The sequence below is a fragment of the Candidatus Synchoanobacter obligatus genome, from assembly GCF_024259865.1.
In the GTDB taxonomy this organism is placed as follows: Bacteria; Pseudomonadota; Gammaproteobacteria; order Comchoanobacterales; family Comchoanobacteraceae; genus Synchoanobacter; species Synchoanobacter obligatus.
On the sequence record NZ_JAKUDN010000002.1, the window covers coordinates 369,212 to 394,611 of the forward strand.

General features: G+C 41.0%; 21 protein-coding genes. 14 read left to right on the forward strand and 7 right to left on the reverse strand.

All coding sequences use genetic code 11. From position 1 onward, the window contains the following. Nucleotides 1-7 precede the first annotated feature (7 nt). The 13 genes from MKS91_RS03605 to MKS91_RS03665 all read left to right on the forward strand — a co-directional run bounded on the left by MKS91_RS03605 (nt 8) and on the right by MKS91_RS03665 (nt 14,535). Nucleotides 8-658 carry a DotI/IcmL family type IV secretion protein gene (locus MKS91_RS03605; protein ID WP_258569478.1) on the forward strand — a complete coding sequence of 217 codons (651 nt, stop codon included), beginning with the start codon at nt 8-10 and terminating at the stop codon, nt 656-658. A gap of 18 nt (nt 659-676) precedes the next feature. Further along, nucleotides 677-1,543, forward strand: coding sequence for a DotH/IcmK family type IV secretion protein (locus MKS91_RS03610; RefSeq protein ID WP_258569479.1), 867 nt, complete (start codon nt 677-679; stop codon nt 1,541-1,543). A 2-nt stretch (nt 1,544-1,545) separates the two neighbouring features. Beyond that, nucleotides 1,546-4,500, forward strand: coding sequence for a TrbI/VirB10 family protein (locus MKS91_RS05325; protein ID WP_258569480.1), 2,955 nt, complete (start codon nt 1,546-1,548; stop codon nt 4,498-4,500). 14 nt (nt 4,501-4,514) lie between these two features. After that, nucleotides 4,515-5,258 carry a hypothetical protein gene (locus MKS91_RS03620; protein ID WP_258569481.1) on the forward strand — a complete coding sequence of 248 codons (744 nt, stop codon included), beginning with the start codon at nt 4,515-4,517 and terminating at the stop codon, nt 5,256-5,258. Further along, nucleotides 5,258-5,851, forward strand: coding sequence for a hypothetical protein (locus MKS91_RS03625; RefSeq protein WP_258569482.1), 594 nt, complete (start codon nt 5,258-5,260; stop codon nt 5,849-5,851). The genes MKS91_RS03620 and MKS91_RS03625 overlap by 1 nt, the downstream gene beginning before the upstream one ends. Beyond that, nucleotides 5,848-6,288: a type IV secretion protein IcmD gene (locus MKS91_RS03630; protein ID WP_258569483.1), complete on the forward strand. Its 441-nt coding sequence runs from the start codon at nt 5,848-5,850 to the stop codon at nt 6,286-6,288. Before MKS91_RS03625 ends, MKS91_RS03630 begins: the two co-directional genes overlap by 4 nt. A 12-nt stretch (nt 6,289-6,300) precedes the next feature. After that, nucleotides 6,301-6,663, forward strand: coding sequence for a DUF6750 family protein (locus MKS91_RS03635; protein ID WP_258569484.1), 363 nt, complete (start codon nt 6,301-6,303; stop codon nt 6,661-6,663). Nucleotides 6,664-6,691: 28 nt separating this feature from the next. Then, on the forward strand, nt 6,692-7,105 hold the full coding sequence (locus MKS91_RS03640) for a type IV secretion protein IcmD (protein WP_258569485.1): 414 nt from the start codon (nt 6,692-6,694) through the stop codon (nt 7,103-7,105). Between the two features lie 6 nt (nt 7,106-7,111). Continuing rightward, nucleotides 7,112-7,720, forward strand: a complete 609-nt coding sequence (gene icmJ, locus MKS91_RS03645; RefSeq protein ID WP_258569486.1) for a type IVB secretion system protein IcmJDotN — start codon at nt 7,112-7,114, stop codon at nt 7,718-7,720. A 9-nt stretch (nt 7,721-7,729) separates the two neighbouring features. Next, nucleotides 7,730-10,756 carry an ATP-binding protein gene (locus tag MKS91_RS03650; RefSeq protein ID WP_258569487.1) on the forward strand — a complete coding sequence of 1,009 codons (3,027 nt, stop codon included), beginning with the start codon at nt 7,730-7,732 and terminating at the stop codon, nt 10,754-10,756. Between the two features lie 93 nt (nt 10,757-10,849). After that, nucleotides 10,850-12,643, forward strand: a complete 1,794-nt coding sequence (locus tag MKS91_RS03655; RefSeq protein ID WP_258569488.1) for a hypothetical protein — start codon at nt 10,850-10,852, stop codon at nt 12,641-12,643. Between the two features lie 110 nt (nt 12,644-12,753). After that, nucleotides 12,754-13,434, forward strand: coding sequence for a hypothetical protein (locus MKS91_RS03660; protein WP_258569489.1), 681 nt, complete (start codon nt 12,754-12,756; stop codon nt 13,432-13,434). Nucleotides 13,435-13,773: 339 nt separating this feature from the next. After that, nucleotides 13,774-14,535, forward strand: a complete 762-nt coding sequence (locus MKS91_RS03665; RefSeq protein ID WP_258569490.1) for a hypothetical protein — start codon at nt 13,774-13,776, stop codon at nt 14,533-14,535. 40 nt (nt 14,536-14,575) lie between these two features. On the opposite strand, the gene MKS91_RS03670 is transcribed toward MKS91_RS03665, so the two are convergent. After that, nucleotides 14,576-15,571 (reverse strand): hydrolase, encoded by a 996-nt coding sequence (locus tag MKS91_RS03670; protein ID WP_258569491.1) that lies wholly within the window; start codon nt 15,569-15,571, stop codon nt 14,576-14,578. An 87-nt stretch (nt 15,572-15,658) separates the two neighbouring features. On the opposite strand from MKS91_RS03670, the gene MKS91_RS03675 reads away from it, so the two are divergent. Next, nucleotides 15,659-16,489 carry an NAD(+)/NADH kinase gene (locus tag MKS91_RS03675; RefSeq protein ID WP_258569492.1) on the forward strand — a complete coding sequence of 277 codons (831 nt, stop codon included), beginning with the start codon at nt 15,659-15,661 and terminating at the stop codon, nt 16,487-16,489. On the opposite strand, the gene MKS91_RS03680 is transcribed toward MKS91_RS03675, so the two are convergent. The 6 genes from MKS91_RS03680 to MKS91_RS03705 are packed head-to-tail and all read right to left on the reverse strand — an operon-like array spanning nt 16,484 to nt 25,325. Beyond that, nucleotides 16,484-17,947, reverse strand: a complete 1,464-nt coding sequence (locus tag MKS91_RS03680; protein ID WP_258569493.1) for a hypothetical protein — start codon at nt 17,945-17,947, stop codon at nt 16,484-16,486. The genes MKS91_RS03675 and MKS91_RS03680 overlap by 6 nt on opposite strands. Nucleotides 17,948-17,950: 3 nt before the next feature. Next, on the reverse strand, nt 17,951-19,159 hold the full coding sequence (locus MKS91_RS03685; RefSeq protein ID WP_258569494.1) for an MFS transporter: 1,209 nt from the start codon (nt 19,157-19,159) through the stop codon (nt 17,951-17,953). Next, nucleotides 19,152-19,340, reverse strand: a complete 189-nt coding sequence (locus tag MKS91_RS03690; protein ID WP_258569495.1) for a zinc-finger domain-containing protein — start codon at nt 19,338-19,340, stop codon at nt 19,152-19,154. The genes MKS91_RS03685 and MKS91_RS03690 overlap by 8 nt, the downstream gene beginning before the upstream one ends. Nucleotides 19,341-19,344: 4 nt before the next feature. Beyond that, nucleotides 19,345-22,371: an efflux RND transporter permease subunit gene (locus MKS91_RS03695; RefSeq protein WP_258569496.1), complete on the reverse strand. Its 3,027-nt coding sequence runs from the start codon at nt 22,369-22,371 to the stop codon at nt 19,345-19,347. Further along, complete coding sequence (locus tag MKS91_RS03700) at nt 22,364-23,575, reverse strand: efflux RND transporter periplasmic adaptor subunit (RefSeq protein ID WP_258569497.1); 1,212 nt, start codon at nt 23,573-23,575, stop codon at nt 22,364-22,366. The genes MKS91_RS03695 and MKS91_RS03700 overlap by 8 nt, the downstream gene beginning before the upstream one ends. A 25-nt stretch (nt 23,576-23,600) precedes the next feature. Then, complete coding sequence (locus MKS91_RS03705; RefSeq protein WP_258569498.1) at nt 23,601-25,325, reverse strand: hypothetical protein; 1,725 nt, start codon at nt 25,323-25,325, stop codon at nt 23,601-23,603. Nucleotides 25,326-25,400: the final 75 nt, after the last annotated feature.

A 25,400-nucleotide genomic window follows, 5' to 3' on the forward strand; every position in this document is an offset into this window, starting at 1 on the left:
GGATGTTATGCAACATAAGTCAGGCCATATAAACCTATTTTTAGGGCAGTTTTCTGCATTGGTGTTGCTGGTGTTGTCTATCGCATGTTATTACTTTATCGGTGAGCGCATGGCAGATAGAGCAGATGTCGTTAGATATGTATCGACATATATCTCTAGGGATACGTTTTATCGTGGAGACACAGGTGAGCCATTGAAAGTTAATGTCCCTGAAACTTCTAAGGTTCAAAAAACAATTCCTTTATCCTTACCTGCAAAATCTATTGAAGACATCACAACATGGGCCTCAATTGTTGGGGCCCAAATGTTTACGGTAGATTTTTTGAATATCAACGACCAGATTGGCTCTTTAAAATACCGTTTTACTGAAAAGGGCTGGGGGGCTTTATTGTCTGCACTAAGAGGCTCAGGCTGGTTAGAGAAAGTTGTCACAGGAAAGATTACCTCAACAGCTGTTGTGAGTGATTCGCCGTTGGTTTTAAAGCATGGTGTGCTAAATGGGGCTTATTCTTGGACGATTCAATTCCCAATACAACTTTTTTATGAGAGTGCTGGCGAGGCTCGTGGTGAATCTAGGGTTTGTACCATGGTCGTTAGGCGAGTAAATTTTGATATGGAACGCGCTGGTATAGCCATCGACAGTTTCAATTCGCAGTAGTTAATGAAGGAGAAGCATATGTTGCGGTCACTAAAAATAGGCTCAGCAAAGTGGTGGTTACTTATGTTGTTGACGTCATCACTGTTCGCAACAACTGCGGAACAGGAAGAAGCGTATAAAGATTTAGAGTCATCATTGGCCCCTTTGTCTGATGATCAAATGCAATCCGTTAAAGAGCTCTATCGTAAGCTGAATAGACAGTCGGTACTGCGCGATGATGTGGCACCAACCCCGACATTTTCATCACTTATGGTTGATTTACAGCCGGGTAGTGCTCCAGCGGCAATTCGCTTGGCGCCTGGCTATGTATCGTCACTATTGTTTGTCGATTCTACAGGAGCGCCTTGGCCGATTAGGGCTTATGATGTTGGTGACCCATCGGCATTTAACATTGTTTGGAATAATAGCGATGCGGATGAGTCTTCTTTATCAAATACATTGTTGATTCAGGCGATGTCTTTATACAAAGATGGTAATCTTGTTGTGATGTTGCAAGGCTTAAACACCCCGGTTATTCTCTCATTAATTCCAGGGCAACAGGAAGTGGATTATCGGGTTGACCTTCAGATTCCAGGTTATGGGCCTTTTGCAAAACCAGAGGCATCAACTTATGCGACGGGCGCAAATCCAGTACTAAATTCTGTTATTAATAATATAGCACCACCGAATAGTAAGCCGCTACGTGTGAAAGGCGGCGCTGCAAAAGCTTGGTTGTTTGGTGACCTTATGTATGTTCGAACGGATTTGCCAGTTGTATCACCAGCCTGGGTTTCTACTATGAAAGGAGCTTCAGGAACTGTATCTGCTTATGAGTTGCCGAAGTCACCAGTGATTTTGGTGATGGATAATGGGCGTTTGCGTAAACTAACTGTGGAAGGATTTTAGTCGTGAGTGATAAACGTAAGGTAAATAATACACAACTGGGTAGTGAACAACGTCGTCCAATGATCATACTGTTTGGGAGTATTGGCGCTGTTGTTGGCGGGTTCTTGCTCTACTATATTTTGAGTGCATTGAATGTTTTTGGAAGTATTGATACTGCATCGGCATCAGTTGGAGGTACGCCAAAAATTGATTCTGCGCCAGGTCTGGGTGACACGTCTACAGAATATAGTCGCCTGATTTCGGAACAAAATCAGCAGTTGGTGGACAAAGCGATGGATGAAGGTGGTAGTGCGCTTCCAACCATTATCAAGCCTCAGTATTCGCTCAATACAGAGAGTTTTGAAAAGCAGTCCAGCAGTAGTGCCTATGATCGAGATGCTGATAAGTGTTCTGCTGACAACCTTGAAAATGCTCGAAAAGCAGGGGTATCGGTGTCGGAGTTAAAGTGTTATGGTTGCTCATTGGATGATTTGCGTGCAGCGGGGTATTCGGCAGCAGAGCTTTTGGCAGCAGGGTTTAGCGCAGAAGAGCTTCGCTCAGCAGGTTTTTCAGCAGAGGATTTAAAAGAAGCGGGCGGTGATCCCTGTGCTCTAAGAGATGCAGGATATACGGCCAGTCAGTTGGTTTCAGCGGGTTACCCGACTGCAAAACTATTGAAATGTGGCTTTACGCCAAGTCAGTTACTGGCTGCGGGTGTGAGCATTAAAGATCTTAAGGCAGCCGGGGCTGATGTTAATGCACTGCTAGCTGATGGTGTAGGCGCTGCCGATTTAATTAAGAATGGCTACTGTGCTGATGGCGTTGTTGCAGCCGTAGAGGATCCAAGCACACTTAGAGGTGAAGGCGTGTCTGCGGGTGATTTGTTTGAAAATGGCGTCAATGGATCAACATTGGTTGAGTTAGGTTACACGCCTAAAGAGATTCTTGAGGTAGGGGTTTCGGTTTCTGAACTGATTTCAATTGGTGTGAGTTCGGATGATCTTCGTCAAGCTGGTGTGTCTAAAAAAGAAGTGACTTTTGCACAGAAGAATCTATCTCAGATTAAAGGTGGTGTTTGTAATGCAAAGTATGTCGCATCGCAATACAATGCTGGCGTACAAGCGAAGGTTTTATTGCCTTTGGGTTGTAGTCCTGTACTGCTGAACGAAGCAGGTTTTCCTGCGCGTGATTTGGTGAGAGAAGGTGTTAGTGCTTCTCGCTTACGTGCTGCAGGGTACACTGCATCTAATCTGGTTGCTGCGGGTGTTCAATTAAATGATTTGATTGCAGCATGCTATGATGCAGCCAGTTTGCTTGAAGCGGGTTTTTCCCCAAAAGATTTGGTTAGGGCTGGGATTTCTGTTGATCAATTGCTTGCTGCAGGCCTGAGTGTTTCAGATTTAGCAGCAGCGGGTGTTTCCTGTGGTGAGTTATTCAAAGGTGGTGCCAGTATTGAATTGTTGCTTAGTAATGGGTGTAGTGCTAAAGAGTTGATGGAAGCCGGTGCTTCTGCCGCGCAATTACTTAATGGTGGCTATTCTGTTGCGGATTTGAAAGCAGCAGGCTTCTCAGCAGAAGATTTGTTGGCAGCAGGCGCGAGCGCTGAAGATATGCTAGCAGCAGGATTTTCGCCAAATGATCTGTTGGCAGCTGGTTATACTGATGGCCAATTACTAAGAGCCGGGGTGAGTCCTGATCGAATGTATGTTTCAAGTGAGGACAAAGGCTTAGGGTGCTCTGTTGATCGTATTAATGAAGCGTTTGCAAATGGTGATTCGGTAGAGGATATGCTTGAAAAAGGGTGTTCTATTGATTCACTGTTGAAAGCGGGCGTCTCTGTACAAGAGCTATTAGATGCGGGTGTCTCTGCAAAAGATTTGTTAAGAGCTGGAGTGAGTGTCTCTGATCTACTGGATGCAGGTGTTTCGGTTAAAGATTTGTTGGCTGCTGGAATCACGGCTAAAGACCTGTTGGCTGCGGGTGTTTCAAGTGATGACTTGCTGGCTGCTGGTGCTGATGTAGCGCAGCTTGTGGCCAGTGGCGTCTCTATCGATGATCTTAAGAAATTGGGTATTCCTTTAAATAGAGAAGCACTGTTCTTGGCGGGTGTGGGGCAAGCTGATGAAGGCGGTGATGATATGTATGATGACATGTTGGGCGAGAACCAAGAAACGGAACTTGATCGATTACAGCGTCAGCAAGAGTCTATGTTGAATCAGCAAGACAGACAAAGAAAGATCATGCAGCTATCCTCTGCGATGAAGTCTCAAGCACAGTCTTTATTTTCCTCATGGGATGCTTCACCTAAGCAGTCTGTGAATGTAGATCCAGTACGTAAGCCTGAATTCACGAGTGAGCAAATATCGCAATTGGTTCAAATCGTATCAGAAAATGATCATGGTCAAACGGCAATGCGTACGGCAAATCAGTCAAATGATAAGATTGTTAAGGCGGGTACACTCATGTATGCGACGCTAGATCATGCTATTAATTCAGAAGATCCTGCACCAATTCTGGCTACAGTGATGAATGGGCCGCTTCAAGGTGCGACCATTATGGGTGAGTTTAAGCAAGAGGAAGAAAAACTGGTCTTGAAGTTCAATAAGGTTAATATTGAAACGGAAGAGATGAGTTTGCCAATTGAATTGTTTGCGGTGGATGTTAATACCGCCAGAAATGTATCGATTGATAGTCACTTTATCTTAAAATACGGTGCACTGTTTGCCAGTTCCTTCTTAGAGGGGCTTAATGAAGTGGCAGGTGCTCTTGGTACCTCTGTATCGACAAATGGTAACACAACCGTTGTTAAGCAAGGTAGTTTAGATAAGTCTAAAGTTGTTGCTGCCGGACTTGGAAAAGTTGGTGAAAATCTTGTTGAAGCAACACAGTCGCTACAGGACAAAAAGCCAACAATTCGTATGAAAGTTGGTTCAACATTTGGTATACTAGTTATGCAAGACTTTACAAAGTTTAGTTAGGAAGGAGATTCACGATGGCAGATGAAAGAGATAACCAGGTAAGTGATCAAGATCAGGAATATAGCTTTCCTGAGAAGACCAGTCAAGATTTTGGTTCAGTCCCACACAGTGGCGGTACTGAAAGTTTGATGTCTCTATTAAAGAACACTCGCATTATGGCTGCGGTTGGGGGATGTATTGTTCTGTACATACTTCTCAGTGTTGTTTTTGGGGGGGATGATGAAGATGTTGCTGATGAGGCTTTTGATTCAACGCCTGTAGAAACAATGACTATGGATGAACCTGTTATAGACTTACAGCCAGTTGTTGATGAGACGCCTATGTCAATTTTTGCAGAAATTGATGATAGTAATACAAAGGAAGAAGAAAAGAACAAAGAGATTGAAGAAATTCGTTCTCGGGTTGCTTCTTTAACGCGTCAAAATCAAAAGTTAAATGTTAAGCTGAAAGCACTGGATGAAAAGCTGGATGGTATTGTTGCAGTTGTCGAGGCCTCTGCGAAAGAGTTGAGCGAGATCTCTGCGAAACGTGCAGAAGCTGCTGAAGAAAAAGAGCAGAAGGTTGTTGAGCAAAACTACCGTATCCGCGCAGTGATTTCAGGTCGTGCTTGGGTTGAAGATGGATCAGGTAATAACATGACTGTGAAGGTGGGTGATAACATTCCAACTTACGGTAGGGTTACAAAAATCAAACCAGTAGAGGGTATTGTTGAAACCGCATCTGGTAGAGTGATTTCATTCTCCTTTACTTCTGAATAATGATGATGAAACTTCTGCGATATACGCTACCATTTATATTGATCGCGTCATTGCCAAGTGCGCAGACAACATCAGATTACGCAGAGTTGGTTAATAGTCTTTCACAAGCGTCTGAATTTTTGACAGGGTTGTTTTATCTAACGGGTGTTGCTTTTATCTTTACGGGAGTCAATAAGCTAAAGAAGCTGGGACATCGTACGGCTTTTATGAACGTTGATTCTGGTGTCACAGGGCCGCTTATTATGTTGACCCTTGGCGCTACTTTGATCTATTTTCCAACCTTCCTGGAGGTCACCAATACCACATTTTGGGGTTTACCAGATATAGCGGCCGTTGATCAGTTGCAATATAAGGCTGACAAAGGTAGTGATCTTGAAACAGCCTTGAAGCCCATGATTTACATGATTCAGTTCATTGGAATGGTGGCCATTTTGCGTGGTTTTTTGATTTTAACCAAGTCAACAGGGCAGGGCGCCCAGCCTGGGACGGTATCCAAAGGTTTTGTTCATATTATTGGTGGCGTCATGGCAGTAAATATTGTAAATACCGTGAATGTGATTGTCAATACATTTGGAACAGGGGGATCAACGTGAGATTTTGTCAGAAACTGGCATTAGCGGCAAGTCTTGGGCTGATGTTTTTTAGCGCTGCAGCAAAAAGTTGTGCTGACATGAGTACAACAGATAGTCAGACTCTAGGTACTATGCTATGTGGCATTAAGCAGAAAAGCTTTTTGGGGATATTTAAACTTATTTTTGCGATATCTTATGTGTCAGGGTTTGGGCTTTTGATTGCAGCAATTTTCAAATTGAAGCAGGTTAAAGATAATCCGACGCAGATTCCAGTGTCAACGCCAATGGTGCTCTTTTTATGTGCAGGGTTGTTGATGTATTTACCCAATTTGATTGTTCCTGCGGGAGAAACTATTTTTGGTGACAGTGGAAAGACAACAAATATGGATGATCTTGGTGAAGATGGCGCAAACATAGGTACGCCAACGATTTCAAATTTAATGCAGACGGGTAATTAGGGGGGCGTAATATTGTTTAATAAACGATTTGATTCACAAAGTGTGTTGTTATACACAATGATTATTTTGTCACCGTTTGCCTTTGCGGTATCATCGATTAATGATGTTGCTGACAATATTATTGTTAATTTGAAACAGGCTGAAAGGATGATTGCCTATATGGCATATATTGCCGGTCTTGGATTTTTGATTGCATCTTTTTATAAGTTCAAGCAGCATAAAGATAATCCAACTCAGGTACCTGTTGGTAACCCAATCACAATGATTGCTATTGCAACACTATTACTATTCATTGGCTCATTGGTAGCCCCAATAGGAGAAACGATATTTGGAACAAGTGAAAACACAGGGGCCAAATATGCATATGAAACTTAGTTTTAATTAAACAATCGGAGGAGATTTTATGTCTAAAAAATATTTGCTAGTTGCTGCACAAACCAGTTTGCTTTCGTTAGCAACAGTGTTAACGTTAGCAGAAGAAGAAGCAGCTGCAAGTGGCATTGGGAAAATTGCCAAATCTATTGAAGGAAATCTTCAAGCAGTCGGGTCATTAATTGCTCAAGTGGCATTTGTTGCAGGGATGGGGTTCTTTGTATCTGCAGTATTCAAGTTTAAGCAGCATAAAGACAACCCAACACAGGTGCCTATTGGAACACCAATGAGTATGTTGGGTATTTCTGCAGCCCTGATGTTTATGGGTAACTTCATTTCGCCATTGGGTGAAACCTTGTTTGGTGCAGGCGATGGTACTGATGGTGTTGAAGCTGGAAAACAAGGCGTTTCTGATGATGTTTGGGGTAATAGTGATAAAAGGTAGGTAATATTGAATACGTTATCGCTAAAATTAGGTGGATCGGCATGGGGGCTCTATGCAGAGCGTCAAGGTGATCCTAAGTTTCAAACGTTTTCATCGGCTGTTTTTAAGCGAGATGATGATCGTTGTACCTTTTGCTCTTTTCGGGCATCAAAACATATGATGGTGGTGAATCTAGATCACAACTATCAAAATAACAAGATGCAAAATCTCGCGACAGCCTGTCCCTTTTGTCAACAGTGTTTGTTTCTTGAAGCTGCAGGTAAGTTGCAAGCTGGTGGAGGCACAATGATTTATTTGCCTGAAATGTCTCAAGGACAGTTAAATGCTTTGTGTCATGTTCTGTATGCTGCTGTCATTAATGGCTCTCAATTTGCTTTAAAAGCAGATGGTTATATACAGGCATTAAAGCTTCGAGCATCATTGGTTGAAAAAAACTATGGTAAAGGGATGAGTAACCCATCTTTTATGGGTCAGATACTTCTGGACTCCCTTTTGCCTGATGGCGATGAAAAATCAGCAAAAATTTTAGATAATGTTCGTCTTCTACCTTCCATTGAAGGTTTTGAAAATATGATTGTGGAATGGGCCGGGAGTGCAATTTCAGTAAATGAATAGGAGTCAGATATGTCTGTCGTAAAAGGAATTGTTGATGGAATTGAAGCGGTTGTTAGTACCGTCTCTGTAGGGTTGCGGCAAGGATCGTCTTCCTATACTGATATTCAGACTGCTGACGGTGAAACCGATTTGGTGACCAATGATGGTGGTTTGTTATCAATTATTGATATTTCTGGTGTTATTGGCCTGGTAGGAGATGATGAATACCAGCGGATACATGAGCAATTATTCCAGTCATTGAATAGCTCGATGAGAGAGTTGGGGCATACGGTGTCGATCCATTTCTCTTACAATCAAGATCAGGTTGTTGAAACGATTGAGCAAAACTATGTGGGTGCACGAAAAACGGCTAAAAAATTAGATTTGTCATTATCTGATGTCTTTGATGAACGGGTGACATATATGGCAAACTTTTGTTCAGCAGAAGAAGCCTATATCTCTATTGCAACAGTGCCTGACATTTTAACTCGGGAGCAGCGTAAAGCAGCATCTAAGGATAAAGCTGAAGAAAATAAAGGGACTCCTGCATTCAAGTCGACTCAAACGCCAGGGCATGCTATTAATGATTTGAGAGATTTACATGCATCATTTGTAAAGGCTTTGTGTGCAGATATGAAATCTGCGGGTATCTCATGTACACTACTCGACGTTCATACGGCATTAAGGGCCATTCGTCGCTCTATTGATAGTGATTTTACGGCTCAAGATTGGTCGCCTCTATTGCCTGGGGACAAAATGACACCAAAAGTCTCTAATCAGTATTTGTCTGAAAGTCCTGATGCGGATTTAGCGGATTTATTATGGCCTAACCTAGGATTGCAATTATTTCCTCGTGACAGTCAGAACATTGACTTAAAGACATGTAAGATTGGAAATAAAATTTATTCTTCTGTGTATATTGATCTTTTTCCAAAAGACATTCAATCATTTGGCGTTCTTTTGAATAAAACCATTCAGGCATCATTGCCTTGGAAGATATCATTTCAAATGAAAGGTGGGGGGCTGTCTTCATTAAAGTTTAAGCGTGCTATGTCTTCGGTCTTGGCATTTTCTTCATCACAAAACCGTTTGATTCATGATGGCATCAAACTTTTAGAATATCTGGATCTGCAAACAGATGATGCCGCTGTTATGGTTAGAGCAGTAGCATCCACTTGGGCACCAGAGGATGATGAAAGATTGTTGCGTTCTCGACATTCTCAGCTTGCAAAGGCGATCCAGAACTGGGGGTCTGCGGATATTGCTGAGATTTGTGGTGATCCGTTTGAAGGGGCTTTGGCCAGTATGCTAAGTGTCTCCCAAACATCTCCGGCCAATATGTCGGTTGCGTCACTCAAATCGTTCTTGTACATGATGCCACTATTTCGTCCTGCATCACCGTGGAACTATGGTAGCTTGTTGTTACGATCACCTGATGGAAAACCTTGGCCGTATCAGCCGGGTTCACCGTTGCAAACGACATGGATTGATATGATTTATGCGCGTCCAGGTTCTGGTAAATCGGTACTGTCTAATGCCTTAAATTTAGGGCTGTGTATTCAGCCTGGTATTGAGCGCTTACCAAGAATAGCCATCATTGATATTGGTCCATCAAGTGCTGGGTTGGTATCTCTATTGAAAGAAGCATTACCAGATGATAAAAAACATTTGGCCACATACATCCGCTTTAATATGGACAAAGAATACTCGGTAAATCCTTTTGATACACAGTTGGGAAGCCGGTACCCGCTACCATTGGAGCGGTCATTTTTGGTGAACTTTATTTCGTTACTATCAACACCTGTAGGTGCGGCCTCAGCTTATGATGGCGTTGCTGACCTGATTGGTATGGTGGTTGATGAAGCTTATAAACTGTTGGCTGATGATGGTAATCCGAATCTGTATACTCCAGGCGTTGATACAAAAGTTGATGAGCTATTATCTGAAATAAAATTTGTGAGTGATTCGAAAACCACTTGGTGGGAAGTGGTTGATGGTTTGTTTAATGCAGGTTTTAATCGTGAAGCGATATTGGCACAAAGAAATGCGGTACCGTTATTAAGTGATTTAACGTCCATTGCAAGAACACCTGCTGTTGTAGACTTGTATGGTAAAATTACCGTCTCAACAGGGGAGAACTTAATTGATGCTGTGGTGAGAATGTTATCCAGTGCAGTCCGTGAGTATCCGGTATTATCACGATATACCAAGTTTGATATTGGTGAGTCTCGAGTTGTGTCGTTTGACTTGGACGAAGTTGCGAAAAGTGGTGGTGAAGCGGCTGATCGGCAAACAGCGGTTATGTATATGCTGGCAAGGTATATATTGGGTAAAGATTTTTATCTAAATAAAGATGCTGTGGCAAACCTGCCTGAGAGTTATCGTCTGTATCATGAAAAACGTGCCGCTGAAATTAAAGAAGATCAAAAGCGTATTGTTTTTGATGAATTCCACCGTACCTCAAATGCAAAAGCGGTTAGGGACCAAGTTATTGTTGATATGCGTGAAGGTCGTAAATGGCGTGTTCAGGTGTGTGTGATCTCACAAGATTTACAAGATTTTGATGATCAGATTGTTAAATTTGCAACATCAACCTTTATTATGGATGCTGGACCTGAGCAAGCCATTGAAGAAACTTCGAAGTGTTTTGGTTTGAGCAATACTGCAAAGATTGCATTACGTCAGTCTGTTCGTGGTCCTAGGGAAGGGGGGGCAACATTCTTAGGACAATTTGCAACAAAAGAAGGTAACCACTTACAACTGTTAACCTTAACATTAGGGCCAGCAGAGTTGTGGGCCTTTAGTACAACGTCAGAGGATGTGTTGCTCCGTACGGCATTGTACGAGGGACTGGGCCCTGTTGAAGCAAGGCGCGTCTTGTCAAACTTATTCCCACAAGGGAGTGCTGCAAAGTTCTTACAAGCACGATTAAACAAAGAGACCCAAGGTACTGGTGTGATATCTGATGATGACCGAAAGTCTGTTGTGAATAGGCTGATTGAGGATGTGCTAGCGGCTTATGCAGAAAATCCCAATGTTAAGCGAATCGCTGAATAAGCGTATCTGACTTTATCGTTATTGTCTCATTAAGGTTGTTGATCCTAGTGATAGCTTGTGTTAATGTAAGTTAAGATCAATAATTTTTAAGAGATGATGAAAAAACTTTATTCGTGGGTGTTTAAAGGGCTAGAAATATGCTCTGATTTCAAGTTATGGTTGTTAAATAGCAAAGTAGCTGTTTCCTCAGTTTTGAAAGACTTAAGAAACTTACTTGGCGTTGTTTGCCCTTATTTTTTTGCTATAACCCTTCAGGCTATACTCTATGGTTGGGTGCTAAACATGGCAGGGCCTTTGGCTTCATTTGGTGCTATGATCACGTCGTCTCTTTTAGCCAGTTATTGGTACCATAAGATGCGATATAGAACCATGCCTCTAAATCACCCCCAGATATTTAAGATGTTTTCTCATTTCCTGATAGGCAATGGTGCAGCAACGGCATACATGTTAGCGTTTTCAATATGTTTCCGCTATGAAGTTCTTGCTTATGAATCCCTGTTTTTTTGCTACTTTTTGTCACAGTGTGCCGTATTCGAAGGTGCTTTCTTTGAGAGGACACAGACTAGAACGGTAGATAGGGCTAGATTTGAATGGATTCCTCAGACGCTTCCTCAATTTGTTGGTTCTGTGGTTGCTCCTTTTTTCATGGCAGCATTCTTTTTGTCGTTTCCAAATATGATGCTAGGTAGTGTTGCTATATCACTTTTGATTATAGGGATGTACCATATTTATCCAGGATTGTTTGAGAAGGTCTATACACAACCGGCATTTTATTTCCTAACTGCCTGGATTTTAGAGGGGTATAAATTCCTTCTTGAGGTATGTTCATATTTGGCAGTTAGGTTGTGGCTAGGGTCTTTTGTAATGCTTTTCTTGCTAATGGGATTTGGTGTTTTGTGGTGTTATGTATATGCGCCTGAAATATCGTGTGTTCTCGTCATCATGTTGGCTGCATTTTCGTATTATGCTGCTCAATACCCTGAGCACCAATTAGCGACTTTATTTCATAAAGGTATTAGTGAGCTTCATGAATTAGTGAGAAACCTAAGTGATAGGGTTTTCAGAAGTATTCATCCTTTCTTGAATATGGCTCCAAATGCATTGACGCCTGAGGATCAAAATAACTTGGATAGATACCATCTTGCAATAAAGCCTGCTTTTGAAGAGCCTGAAGGTTCAGCCATTCTGCCTTTTTTGAAAGCATTTTCAGCAAAAGAAACTTGGGACAACTTTATATATGCGATTAGTTTTGCGACACAGTCAACAAAAGCATTACACGCACTTTCGACTACTATTATACAGGAAGATATAGCTGAGCGAGGGCGTGTGAAGCGTATTGGTGAGCCTTGGGCTAGAGTTAACTATGCGATCCCTATTGTTCAGGCTTTGTATGGCGAGAATAATTGGGCTCTTCGTCGTATCTTCAATGCTAATGGTCAGTATGAACCTAGAAGCTTCATACGAAAGTATATTTTTGAAGAAGGTATTCAAGTACTTGATCGGAGTTATGAAAGGGACCCGTTTTTTATTTTAACCACAGAACATAGGCTATTGCACAAGGTCGCACCATTAATGGATGCTGCTTGTTTAAAAAGTATGGTTGAGTATATCAAGTGCTCTCAGTCAGTTACAAAAATCGTGATTCCCCTTGAGATATGGGCAACCATTGTTTCCCCATGTTTGGCGTTGATGACCATTCGTGATTTCTGGGATAGTGTCGACTCTCAGCCCTATAATAACTTCGATCCGCTGTCAATAAAGCTTCCTGAGTTGGTGTATGGTGAGTTTCAGCAAGAAGAACATTCTGAAGATCAGCAGAAATATACAGAATTTTTGAGTTTAGATGGTGTCGGTGTATCCTACAGTTATATAGAACAGAGTCTATAAGTGTATTTGAATATTCTTGATGTTTTTTATTGAGGGTTGGCTAAGAAAAATTGTAGACATTGGCTTCATACTGCCTTACATTATACAGATAAGTAGACAATAGGATTGCCATGATTATACAACTACTAAAGTTAGCGTCATCTTTTACGAAGGCAGGGAATGGTTTAATCTTAGATTTTTTTACGGATTTACGTTCTAGTATATTACTTGTATGTAATAAGATCTACAGTGGCATACTTTTGGTTTTGGATCTCTATCTGTCTTATCTGGTTGCGATAACCATTCAGTCTTTCTTATATTTTTGGGTGCTGACACTTGCGGGTCCTCTGGCTTCATTTGCTGTGATGTTTGGTGTCTCACTTGCCGCCAGTTATTGGTATCACAATAACCGCTATAAAACCATGCCACTAAATTACCCCAAAATATTTGAAACGTTTATGCGTTTTAATCTGGGTAAGGGCGCATTAACGTCATATATGCTGGCGTTTTCCATATTCTTTGGTCATACATTTATCAGGATTGAAGATCTTTTTTTCTTGTATTACTTTATAGCTGGTGTAATAAATTATGTTTTGCTTTTTACAGGTCTAGATGGCCACACTAATGATAGCAGTTTCGATAGACCCACTTTTAGTTTTGAGAGTACGGTGCAGAGCTTTTTTTTAGTAGTCTTCTATTTGACTTTTTCAAATATCATGCAGGGTATGGTTTTGTCATCAGTTATTTTAATAGGGTTATATCAGATCTATCCTACAATGTTTGCAAAGGTATACCAGCAACCATCCTTTTAGTTTTTAACTACTTGGATTTTAGATGGATATAAATTTTTACGAGAGGTGGTTTTTCACTCCCTGCTATATCCGGTCGTTCTTGCCCTTTTAACTCTGTTTATTGTATCTACCAGTTTAATTGTTGGTTTTATTCTTGTAAATGAAATGAGATTTTTATTTGGGATAGGGTGTTATTTTCTTGCATTATACATGCTGATCTTTCCTGAACATCTAATAAACATCATGCTTATGTATTATTTAGAGAGTCTGGTTATAGCCCCATTATCTATAGTCTTAAGGCCGTTAATGACTTTTTTTGAGAAGACCCTGATATATTTGAGTATGTCGCCCAATGCATTGATGAAAGAAGATCAACAGAATCTTGAAGCATATTGTTTGGCCATAGAGCCTGCGATTGAAGAAGAAGATGGTTCAGCGATTTTACCATTTAGAAAATTACTTTCTGATCATGACTCTAGATTAAAGATAGTGAGGTATGCTACTATGTCGCCGAAAGCACTCCATGATTTTTCTGTTGCAGTCATGTCTGAGACTAATCACGAGGATATTGTAGGAACTTATTCATATACTGCCATGTTGTTGGGTGATATTTTAGGTAAAGACGATGATACAAATAGGGAACTTGGGCAGTGGGAGACGGGTTATACAAAATTTATTCGTAGCTATATGTATTCTCAAAATATTCAGGTAGCTGTAGGGAATATTTACAACGATCCATTTCTTAATATCAGTACAAGGCGCTTGAAGCTGGATAGGGTCGCACCATTAATGGATGCTGCTTGTTTAAAAAGTATGGTTGAGTATATCAAGTGCTCTCCGTCAGTTACAAAAATCGTGATTCCCCCTGAGATATGGGCAACCATTGTTTTCCCATATTTGGCGTTGATGACCATTCGTGATTTTTGGGGTAGTGTCAATCCTCATTCCTATAATAACTTCGACCCGCTGTCAATAAAGATTCCTGAGTTGGTGTATGGTGAGTTTCAGAAAGAAGAACTTTCTGGAGGTCAGCAGAAATATACAGAATTTTTGAGTTTAGATGGTGTCGATGTATCCTACAGTTATGTTGATTCTGATGTGACGTCTAATCATGTATTCTAGGATAAGACGCCTTTAGCACATGGTGGTTGTAAATATTGATCTACTCAGTCTCTTCATGGATACATAAGGGTAAATAATGTGCAAGATGGCTCATGATTCTCTGGTTCATCCATAAGTGGTGGTTGAGAATACCACCACTTATAAATCCTACGTGGCCGCCTTTTTCATGGATTTCAAGGGTAACGTTGTTAGAGATTGATTCGGGTTTTGGTAGGTAGTTATAATTTACAATGGGATCATCTTTTGCAATCATCACCAGTGTTGGGACTTTGATACTATTTAAATAACCTATACTACTGCAGTCTTGATAATATTCATAAATAGAATCGTAGCCATGCATTGGGGCAGTGAACTGATGGTCAAGGTCTTCTAAGGTTTGTAAATCATGAAGCTTTTTTTGCAATTTTTCGGTGTTGTAGTGGTGTGGGTATTTCTTAATTAGTGAGCTTTTAATATCATCTAGAAAAATCTTTTGATAGACTTTTCCAAGGCCTTTTTGAATATTTTGTGCCGTTGATGCAAGGTCAAATGGTGGTGATATGGCAACCGCTGTTTGGCATAATCGGTTTTGTTTGAGTTCTCCTAGAAGTTTTAATAATAGGTTGCCGCCTAATGAATACCCAACCATAGCGATGGGCTGCGTTGGGAATCGCTGTTTAATAAGGTGGAGAATAAATCGAATATCTTCAGTATCCCCACTGTGGTATTGCCGAAAGGATCTTTGTTTGTCTTGCCCACATCCTCTAAGGTTAAGTGCTAAAGCTTGCCAATTGGTTTCATGGTGGATTGTGTGCATGAGTGAGTTGATGTAATGAGAGTTTGCTGATCCTTGTAAACCATGTAACAATATGACAATAGGGCCTGAGGACTTATCAGTCCAAACACCGTCAATATAGTCTCCATCAGACAATTCAAATCGTTCCTCTCTAAGGGGGACCGGATAACGTTTCATGAATAAAGTTGGGTAAATGGTTTGAAGGTGGCAATTATTTAGCCACCAAGAAGGTTTAAACGTTGTATTGAATGGGCTATCCATAGCATGTCTCTCTGTCCTTAACTCTTTCTTAGCATGATATTTTCATTTGACAGATTTTTTTTATATTATTTGGAATATTTTTGTACGATGAATTATGATTGGGCTTATGTTATATTGGGTGGGGTGGATATGGAGACGCAGGTGGCGAAGTTTAAGCGGGTAAAGTTATTCCAATTTGGAGAGAACGAAGCGTTCTTTGAAGTTAGGCAGCTTCTCAACAAAATGGCGATTGAGTGCGTTGATCAAGAAGAAGAGGCTGAGTTAATATTGGTTCTTGGTGGTGATGGCACTATGTTGCATCAAGCTAAAATTGCCCATCAGTATCAAATACCTATTTTAGGGATTAATTTAGGACATCTAGGATTTTTAGCAGCATTGGAGCACTCTGACCAAGAGGGGTTGATCGATATCTTAAATGGAGAATACATTGAAGATAGCCGACCCATTTTAAATTGTATGTTAAACAAACAATCATACTTTGCGATTAATGAATTTATGGTCTGTAAAGATAAAGCAACACGCATGGTATCATATGATTTGTATATCGATGATGAGTTTGTTTATCAACAAAGAGGAGATGGAATCATCGTTTCAACCAGTACGGGCTCTAGTGCTTATGCCAGATCTGCAGGAGGGGCTATCATTCACCCTAAAGCTGCGGTGATGAACATTGTACCCATCTGCTCCAGTAAGATGACAACAGGGCCTATGATTATTTCTGAATCGTCTACAGTTGAAATTAGAGTGAAGCCATGGAAAGATGGTAAGGCGATGTTTGCTGTGGATGCGCAGGATATATTAGAGGAAACACAATCCATTAAAATTCATATGGATAAAAATAGGGTTAGATTTTTACATCCTTTACATTATAATTATTACCGGACATTACAAACCAAATTATCCCATGGTGAGCTATAGTGTTAGGTTACATATACTTTCTATCATGCTATGGCACTTTTGTAAGCCATAAGATATGGGCCATGGCACCATAATACCACCATTACCAATAGGCATGAGTAGATCATCATAGCTGCTGTTATTATGACACTGATATTGATAACTGTGCTGCAGTTTGTGTGACTGCACAAAGGGATATGAACATGATAAATAGCATTGGTAACGGGTGAGATGGCTATACAATACCAAGACTCGGTCAACAGCTGTTATGGCACAAAGCCCCAATACGGCAGTTTGACCACCGAGAAGAGTGAGGATGTTTGTGCTGGCATACCCTGCAAGAAAGAGCCCATAAAATGGTAAGGTATTTAATAGAAGGTTTAGCGTTATAACCCCTAGGGTATAATAAAGTGAGCCATCATGATGCCGCGACATTAAATAGCCATTGCAAGATTTGGGAGTATGACCTAAAAACAATTGGATAAAGTCATGTATTGTGAAGGACAAGAGAAGTTGCAGTCCTAATGTTGCAACGCTTGCGGTAAAAAATATTTGGGTGAATTGATGAGATAGTACATAAGCCCCAATAAGTGCGATACACAATAGTAGCGGGATGGTGGTTGACTGTATGATCGCAAAAGATGTTTTTTGTCCTTTTGGTTCAAAAATCAGTGATTGTGTTGCAAGAAAGAACGCTAAAAGTGATGCGTATAACATTGAAAAAGAAGCGGCAACAGTCACTGCAATAATGGCAGCAATCCACCAATATGTATCACTTGAGCACTGAAACTTAAGGCGATAGTGGTTTCCAACTTGCAGCTGTCCTTCATAGTAAGAGAGGTTCTTTTGCTTGTGAGACTTAAGAGAAATAACCAAGTGCTCAGCTTCACCGAGGTGGAATACGGTGCTTGGTGTTTCATGTTCCTCAGGTAATACCGATGCAAATTTGGGGTCCAGACCTCTTATAAAGCTGCTCAAAGAATTCTCTTCGTTTTTCTCAGTAAACTGTTTGTTGCAGTCAGGTGTTATGCGAATCCTACGTTCTGGAAAAAAATTGAGGCGAGCAAGCACATCAATGGGACTTGTAGCATCCTCATTAGGAAGTGGGTAGTTGTAACCTTTAAAAGCCAAATAAGGGAAATAGAGTTCGCAAATACACCAAAACTTGTTTAAATAGGCTTTTGAGTTTATTTCATCATTTTGCATGATAGGGAGATTCGTTATCGATTCAATCACTTCTTGAAAGGTCTTTTTAGAATAGTTTTGGTACAGTTCTGTGATTAAGTCTGACTTTCCATAACGGCGATGGTAGCCGATGGCAAGGACATTACGTGCTGAGGCTTGTAAAGTAAAAAAGCCAATGAAGCAAGCTAGAGGTTGTATGCTTAGAGCAAATAATACCAAACAGACAAGTTTTAATAGTAAGCTATTGGTGAGTAACTCAAGGATAAATTTGACAAGGGTCCAAAGTAAGCTCATGATTTAGGCCTGTGTGTTTGGTAGCTTATAGCTTGCGATAATTCCCAATAGCAGGACAACAAAAATAGGACTGAAGCAGTATTGAAAGTCATGGAGTTGGTATTCTTGTGTGTCTGCTAAGCTTAACAGATAGTTGACCAGTGGTTGAATGGCAAAGCCTCCAGCAATCACCCCAACATTACAAAAGCTAACAGCAGTTGCGAGGGTTTGTTTTGGGCTATAATCAGAGATCAGGCTAAAGGCGACCGGTTGCCCACCGGCAGAGATACCTGCAGTGAACAATAAGCCATTGATGAGATACATATGAGTGATGGATCCTGAAAGCAGTACCCCCAATGCCAGAGCACTGATCACATACATGAAAATAATGGGCAAGGCTTTATTGGTAGTGTGTTCACACCAATAGCCTGCTAAAGGACTGGATACAGCAATACCAATCCACATCCAAAACATTTGTTCAGTGGCGTGGGTCAGAGAAACCCCTTGTAGTTTGCTCAAATAATGGATTCCCCAAGCCTCAGCAAAGCCCCCAGCAATGGACCAACTGGTCATGGCAATCAATGCCACTTGCCAATAACGCTTATTGGAGACAACGGCATAAATAGCTTCATAGATGGGCAAGGATGGTTCTGATGCTTCGGTGTTGGTGTTATTTTCCTTTATAAATAAGAAGAACAAGATCAATAACACGATGGCCAAGTAGGTTGAGGTTAAACTGGCATCACGCCATCCCAATGTTTTCACCAACGTTGATGCAGGACTCGATAGCATGGCACCCGCACAACCAATAAATTGAATCATACCAGCAGCAGTCCCAAACATATGCTTGGGTAACCACTGTTTTACAAGAGACATCGGTGCAACGAATGCGGCACCACAACAGATACCAATGAGAACTCGCGCCAAAATTGGGAGTATAATGCCATTGGCTGCTTGAAACGCAAAGCTACCAATAATACAACCAAGCATCCCAAATAACATGATTCTTCTGGCCCCATAACGGTCAATCATTAATCCTGCAGGAATTTGAACACTGGCATACGATACCAAAAAAGCCACACTAATGAGTCCAACACCATTACTACCAACGGATAAGTCTTGCATCAGCTCTAATGTCATCACTGATGGCAATACTCTAATAAAAAACATATATAAGTAATAGGTAGCAGCCAAACCAACGATGGCAGAGCCTTTAATAATCATTTTATTCATTTGTTATCCTTTGATATTCTAAGCCGCAATAAGGGCAGCGTTGTGTATTATTTGATACATCGAGTGTCACTCTTGGGTGCTCAAACGTTACAGAGTCTCCGATTGGAGGGCAGGTAACCACTTGTTCAGTCACGAGAATGGTCTCATGATGACCAGTCTTTTCTTGTTTGATAGCAGTCATGTATTCACTCAGATACAACGCTCAGTATAGCAGGTAAGAACAGTAAAATCCAGATGGTCCCAAACAGCAGTCCAAAGGCAATGGTAATTGCCATAGGGATTAAAAACTGAGCTTGGAAAGACGTTTCGAACATTAAGGGCAACAGCCCGCCAATGGTGGTTAAGGAGGTGAGTATTACCGCTCTAAAACGGTCTGATGATGTTCGGATTAAGGCATCTTCTAGAGATGCTTTTTGCCGCAGTTTTTGGAAATACAGTGTGAGAATAATGGAGTCATTGACAGTCACCCCCATCAACCCAAAGAAACCAAATAGTGAGAGTAGGGTAATGTCAAAGCCTAGCAACCAGTGTCCAAGGACCCCTCCGGTTAAACTCAGGGGTACAGTGAGCAAAATCGCAAAAGGGACTTTAAACGAGTTAGAGGACCACGTTAGGATTAAGAAGATGGTAAATACCCCAATGATGGCACCATTTTTCAGTTCAGAGATAATCCGCTGTTGGTCTTGTTTGATTTTACCAGAGCCTGTAATGACATTATAACGGCTTTCAACATCGGGAATCACTTGATCATTGAGCATGGCATCAACAGCATAGGTATTGGTGAGATTGCTATCAATTTGTGCGGATACCATGGCAGTTCTACGTCGGTCTTTACGAATTAACTGCTGAGGCTTCTGGCTGGTCTTGATATCCGCAATTTCTCCTAAAGGAATATGACCACCATTAGGTATAACAATCGGTAGGGTGAACAATTGGTCTTTTAGCGCAATACTTGACTCAGGAAGCCTTACCGTTACATCAATTTCCTGGTCATCATAGGATAGTGAAAACTGTTTGCTTTGCATCAAGTAAGAAGAGACTTGTGAGTAGAGTTTCTGGTTATCTAAACCAGTAAACAACATGGTATCATGAAGGGTAAAGTAATGATTGGGGATGAATGTTGAGATATCATCTTTAATATTATACACCCCGGTGAATGATTGCAGCTGGTTCTTAATGGCTTCAATTGCAGACATGAGTTGTGTTTCATCACCAGTTAATTCCACTTGGATGGTTTCACTCGGAGGACCACTTCTTGGCTGATCAATAATCAGTTGGTTGATAATATTGTCTCTAGGAGGGTTCTTATTTAAAGCCTCAATTAAGATTTGGTTTGACGTCTCTCGTTTGTCTTGTTCGGTTAACCAAATCTGAATCCCATGGTCAATAGGGTTGGGGTCATATCGTTCCGATAACCGTTGGTTCATCGCCACATAGTGTTGTTTGATGACACTGTTATCAATATTGTTGATGGTATCTAGGCTATAGGCTTCAAGCTTTTCTAAATAGGCTTGCTTTTCCTCAAAGGTGGCTTTAGAAACGAAATCGACTTCAATAATAACCCGGTCAGAGGTATAGCTTGGAAAGAAGCTAAACTTAATATGTCCGGTTGAGATCATGGCCACAGTTAAAAATACAAAGGAGACAGCTCCTGTAAAAATAATGGCTTTTTGGTGTATGGCCATCTTGATTAAGGGTAGGAAGTAACGGATTTTAAACAGTCTTAGCCGTTTTTGAAAGTCAGTGATCTCTTTACTGGGCACCGGTACCGTAGAGAGATGCTTGGGTAGGATGAAGAAACATTCAATAAGGGATGCAACAATCACTGTGATCACCACCACAGGGATTTCTCTTAAGAATTGCCCAGTGACCCCTGAGATGAATAAGAGTGGAAAGAAGGCAGCAAGAGTGGTTAATGATGAGGTCATAATAGGCCTGACCATATCACTGGCAGCCGCTTTTGCGGCTGAAGCAGACGACATAAAACGACTTAAGGTGGTATGCCTTTCTCCCACCACAATCGCATCATCCACAATGATCCCTAAAGACAGAATCATGGCAAATAATGAAATCATATTGATTTGGAAGCCCAAGGGATAGATCACTGCCAGTGTTCCTAAAATAGAAATGGGAATTCCCATCCCAACCCAAAAAGCTGTTCGCTTACTGAGAAAGTAGGAGAGCAGTACGGCAATAAGTACCAATCCAGCTACCCCGTTTTTCCCCAATAGGAATAGACGATCATAGAAGTAAGACCAGGTTTCATCGTAAACACTAACCTCAAAACCTTCTGGTTGATAAGACGCATACCAATTCTCTAATCGATTGGCAACAGTTAAGAGATCCTGATTCTCTGCTCTAAAGACCCTGAGTTCGCCTACGGCTTGATTCTTTTGAAATAATCTAGGGGTTTTCTCAGAGGCTTGAAAGTATGCATTTTGGAAGATATGACTGGCTTTATAAGCAAACTGATCATTTAAATGTATCGACCAATCCAATTTAGTCACACTATCAAAAGGCGTCCCCACTTCAGAAGAAGAGTATTGCCCAGATTCACCCAAGAACCCAGCAGGGTATTCAATCAGCATTTGTTTAATGGCAGTAGATAGGGTATTTAGGTCTACTTGTTGTGCCATGAGCCATTGAGGATTAACCTCTAATATCAACTCTAAATTGGCATCTCCCGTCGCTGTGACAGAGGTAATCCCAGCGCCTTTTAATTCCGCTCGAATCTTCTGTAATGTCTTTTTTAACTGCTGAATAGAGACATCCCGAACCAAGAGTCTGGCCACTTGTTCTTTGGGCTCTACAATACGGGTTTGCCAATCTTCAACATCATCAGGTAACTTGGTCACATCATAGGCTTGAGAGACCTCTTGCCTGGCCACATTCAGATCTTGATCTTGGAAGAAACTCAAGACCATCGTCGCACTGCCCATATGAGAAATGGCCGTTATGGTATCCAAACCATTAATACCATCCACTTCATTTTCAGCAGGTAAAATCACATCTGTTTCTAACTGTTTTGCAGAAGCACCAGGCCAGATAAACGTGGTATAAATCTGTGGGATGGTCAGATTCGGGATCAATTGGGTTTGGGTGTTGTATGCCCCGGTAATCCCAACAACAGCAACAATGATTAACAGGGTATGCGCAAAGACTTTATTGTCGACACAATAACGTATAAAACGAAAGATGGCCGAGTCATTCATAGCTCACCTTTAACCCAGTCTTGGGTCTTGGTAGTCTAGAAGTCACCACCAGATCACCCTCTTTGATCTCTGGGCTGGTAACCAAGTATTCGGTCATATGATGCTGATACAACCGTCCTAGAATTTGAATATTCACTTTTTGTAATGCACCATCAATCACCAGATAAACATAATCAAAGGCTTCTTCATAAATCGCTGATTCTGGCAACGCAATACTGGGACTTTCAAGCTGAAACTCCAATCCAATACTCACCACCTGACCAATAGGGTAGAGCACAGGCTCTCCCTCATAATGAAACTGAGTATTTAAATGAGCCTGTCCCTCATCCACTTGAGGATCAACATGCACCAACTGTAGCGAACTGTGCTGTTCATTCTGTATCTTGGCCGTGACTTGATCATTCAGTTGTCCATAATAAATAGTGGGTATATACGCTTCAATATAGGTGTTTTTAGGATCAATAATGGCACATAGACTACTACCTTTGGGTAAGAAATCACCCACTTGCTTGTCAAGGTCACTGATCACCCCATCCATGGGTGATCGAATCTCAGCTTTTGAAATATCAATATTATTATCCAAATAAGCCATATTCTTTTGTACCAAATCACTCTTAGCCTGATCGACTTGGTGTACCAATGTTTGTCTTTGTTTCTTACTGTTTTGTAAAGCCTTAGACCGTTGGTTCACTGTATCGGTTCTCTGATTCAGTCCGGTCTTACTCCGAAACTTCTGATCAATATTTTGATACCGTTCCAAATCATCTTCTGCAGTCTTAAGCAGTTCTTGATCATGCTCAATCACCACATCTAAATGTTCTATCTCACTATTTAGCCGTTGGATCTGATGTTGAAACTTCTCAATATCTTGCTCTAAGCTGACCTGTTTTATCTTAAGGTCCGTGGTATCCAATAACGCCAAGAGTTGATGTTGTTCAACCACACTACCATTTTGAATGGGCCTACTGACAATACTCGACGCAATCTCAGTATCAATCCGTCTAGGCCCTAAAGCCTTCACCTTCCCATATACTGTAACCATATTGGGATATGATTGATATGACGCTTGTAAGACATCCACTCTCTCAGCAGGGATCGTTGGAATCTCGGTTTTCGGAGAAAAAGCCGTAATAGACAGTATTCCCCATATCACCAACGTGATGAGAATGATTTTGATTACCGTACGTTTAGTGGATCCATCCATCTGAAACTAACTCCTACTTGATATTTTAATGCATCCTCATAGACATATCAAGTAGGGATCTAAGACTGGCTAAGCAGTGGATCCTGGGGTCTTCCCCCCCCCCATTATCTTGTAAAGTTCTAAAAGAATTGTCGTTTCCTGCTGCTTGGCTTCTATCTTTGCGTTCTGCGTCAACCTTGGCTTGGATACCTGCTGCAAAACTTGGCATTTGTTGAGCAAGTTTAGCTACTTCTTTAGCTGACATTTTTTTCCACAGGCTTTGGCTAGCCTCTGCAGAAGACAAAACATCCTTGCCGCTTGCTGGACGACTCTCATCATTATTGCCCGTAGCATGAACAAGCATGAAATTATTCTCCCTTTTTTTCATATAAACCGCCCGTTTTGTATCTTGATCATTAGAATTTTCTGGTTGATTTGCGCCTGCATCAGGATGGGTTACAACACTGTCAAAGTCTGCAAAAGGATCGCGCTCTGTCTCACCTGCCGTAAGTGTTTCAGTATGAGAAGGGGGTTGCTTATATTTGCCTCCCATAGCCTCTATCTGTTTCTGTAATTCTGTATTATTAACCTCAGTCCCCTTTATTTGCCTAAGTTTTCTGTACTCATCTTGTAGTTTATCCAAGTATTTTATTTTTCCCGTATCCAGTTCTTTCTTGGTGACGGGTTGTGTCCATTTCTTAGAAGCCATACAACCTTCAACCCAGGCAAAAACAGAACATAGCTCTGTAGTAGGAATAGCCTGAAATAAAACTGGCGTTCCTAGCTGAACAGTTAGAAATGGACTGCCTGGTAGATCAAATTGTTCATTGATTCGAGAACCTACGTGCTGCTTTAGGGTTCCCCCAGGCTGTGTCTCCTCTATGTTCTTAGAGTTATGGGCCATTGAATTACCGTAACATTTGAAAATCCTTTGCAGTGCCGTAGATTTCTGGATCATTTTAACCATACCTTCAGCTGTTAACGTATCAGCCGGATTTTTTGGTAGATCTTTGATAGAAGAATCGTCGCAAAATTTTTCAAAAACATTCCCTCTCTCCTTCATGTTAGGATTGTCCTTAACTAACTGATCAATCTTACTTAACTGATCAATCTTACTCCTTCTGCGAAAGATCCATGCAAAAAAAATACGATCTTTCTTTTGTGCTTTGGGAGTTAAACCCAAACATAAATTTTTTGCAACACCTATTAGGTCTTTTCCCTCCGTTATATTAGCTCCGTTGGATACAACATCTTTTACCATTTCGGATTTTGCAGGCACTCTACCAACAGCTGCATCTGTTAACTTTTCGCTAGAATTAGAGCCTTGTAATATAATGCCTATTAGTGCTTGGTTGCTTGATGCTTTATCCACCACGGTTTGTGAAGGTTTTTTTTGCCGTTTTTGTGTTTTTACGGATGCCAGATTGACATCTGCTGCAGCAAGAGTCTTAACGAACGCTACTAGCCCTCCGTCTATGGCCTGTTTTTGGTTTGGAAAAACGTCTTTTAAAAAATCTTTCTCTTCATTCTTAAGTTGTACTGCTGTGCTCGTCACTTGTATCCTACCAAGAGTCATAATTAATTTTTGCTTTTGCTCTGGTAAAGATAGCTTATCTGCTTTTGCAAGTTCTTTTGGTGATATTCCCTGAACAATAGTAGCCTGTAATGCCTGAGCCAGTTTTAACTTGAATAGCTCTTTTTCTTGTTCTGGTGTTATTTTTCCTTTTTTGTTTATTTTAATCAAATCATAGTCAATATCTATGTTCATCATACTCTCCCAATTATTTTGGTTATTCTATTCTAGCCCCTTTTTTTGATTTGACAGACAAAGAATTGATTTTGAGAT

What these genes read in the sequence shown, in the direction of transcription:
- MKS91_RS03605 (WP_258569478.1), top strand. Translation starts at nt 8, where the DNA reads ATGCAACATAAGTCAGGCCATATAAACCTATTTTTAGGGCAGTTTTCT.
- MKS91_RS03610 (WP_258569479.1), top strand. Translation starts at nt 677, where the DNA reads ATGTTGCGGTCACTAAAAATAGGCTCAGCAAAGTGGTGGTTACTTATG.
- MKS91_RS03620 (WP_258569481.1), top strand. Translation starts at nt 4,515, where the DNA reads ATGGCAGATGAAAGAGATAACCAGGTAAGTGATCAAGATCAGGAATAT.
- MKS91_RS03625 (WP_258569482.1), top strand. Translation starts at nt 5,258, where the DNA reads ATGATGATGAAACTTCTGCGATATACGCTACCATTTATATTGATCGCG.
- MKS91_RS03640 (WP_258569485.1), top strand. Translation starts at nt 6,692, where the DNA reads ATGTCTAAAAAATATTTGCTAGTTGCTGCACAAACCAGTTTGCTTTCG.
- MKS91_RS03650 (WP_258569487.1), top strand. Translation starts at nt 7,730, where the DNA reads ATGTCTGTCGTAAAAGGAATTGTTGATGGAATTGAAGCGGTTGTTAGT.
- MKS91_RS03655 (WP_258569488.1), top strand. Translation starts at nt 10,850, where the DNA reads ATGATGAAAAAACTTTATTCGTGGGTGTTTAAAGGGCTAGAAATATGC.
- MKS91_RS03660 (WP_258569489.1), top strand. Translation starts at nt 12,754, where the DNA reads ATGATTATACAACTACTAAAGTTAGCGTCATCTTTTACGAAGGCAGGG.
- MKS91_RS03665 (WP_258569490.1), top strand. Translation starts at nt 13,774, where the DNA reads ATGAAAGAAGATCAACAGAATCTTGAAGCATATTGTTTGGCCATAGAG.
- MKS91_RS03670 (WP_258569491.1), bottom strand. Translation starts at nt 15,571, where the DNA reads ATGGATAGCCCATTCAATACAACGTTTAAACCTTCTTGGTGGCTAAAT.
- MKS91_RS03675 (WP_258569492.1), top strand. Translation starts at nt 15,659, where the DNA reads ATGAATTATGATTGGGCTTATGTTATATTGGGTGGGGTGGATATGGAG.
- MKS91_RS03680 (WP_258569493.1), bottom strand. Translation starts at nt 17,947, where the DNA reads ATGAGCTTACTTTGGACCCTTGTCAAATTTATCCTTGAGTTACTCACC.
- MKS91_RS03685 (WP_258569494.1), bottom strand. Translation starts at nt 19,159, where the DNA reads ATGAATAAAATGATTATTAAAGGCTCTGCCATCGTTGGTTTGGCTGCT.
- MKS91_RS03690 (WP_258569495.1), bottom strand. Translation starts at nt 19,340, where the DNA reads ATGACTGCTATCAAACAAGAAAAGACTGGTCATCATGAGACCATTCTC.
- MKS91_RS03695 (WP_258569496.1), bottom strand. Translation starts at nt 22,371, where the DNA reads ATGAATGACTCGGCCATCTTTCGTTTTATACGTTATTGTGTCGACAAT.
- MKS91_RS03700 (WP_258569497.1), bottom strand. Translation starts at nt 23,575, where the DNA reads ATGGATGGATCCACTAAACGTACGGTAATCAAAATCATTCTCATCACG.
- MKS91_RS03705 (WP_258569498.1), bottom strand. Translation starts at nt 25,325, where the DNA reads ATGATGAACATAGATATTGACTATGATTTGATTAAAATAAACAAAAAA.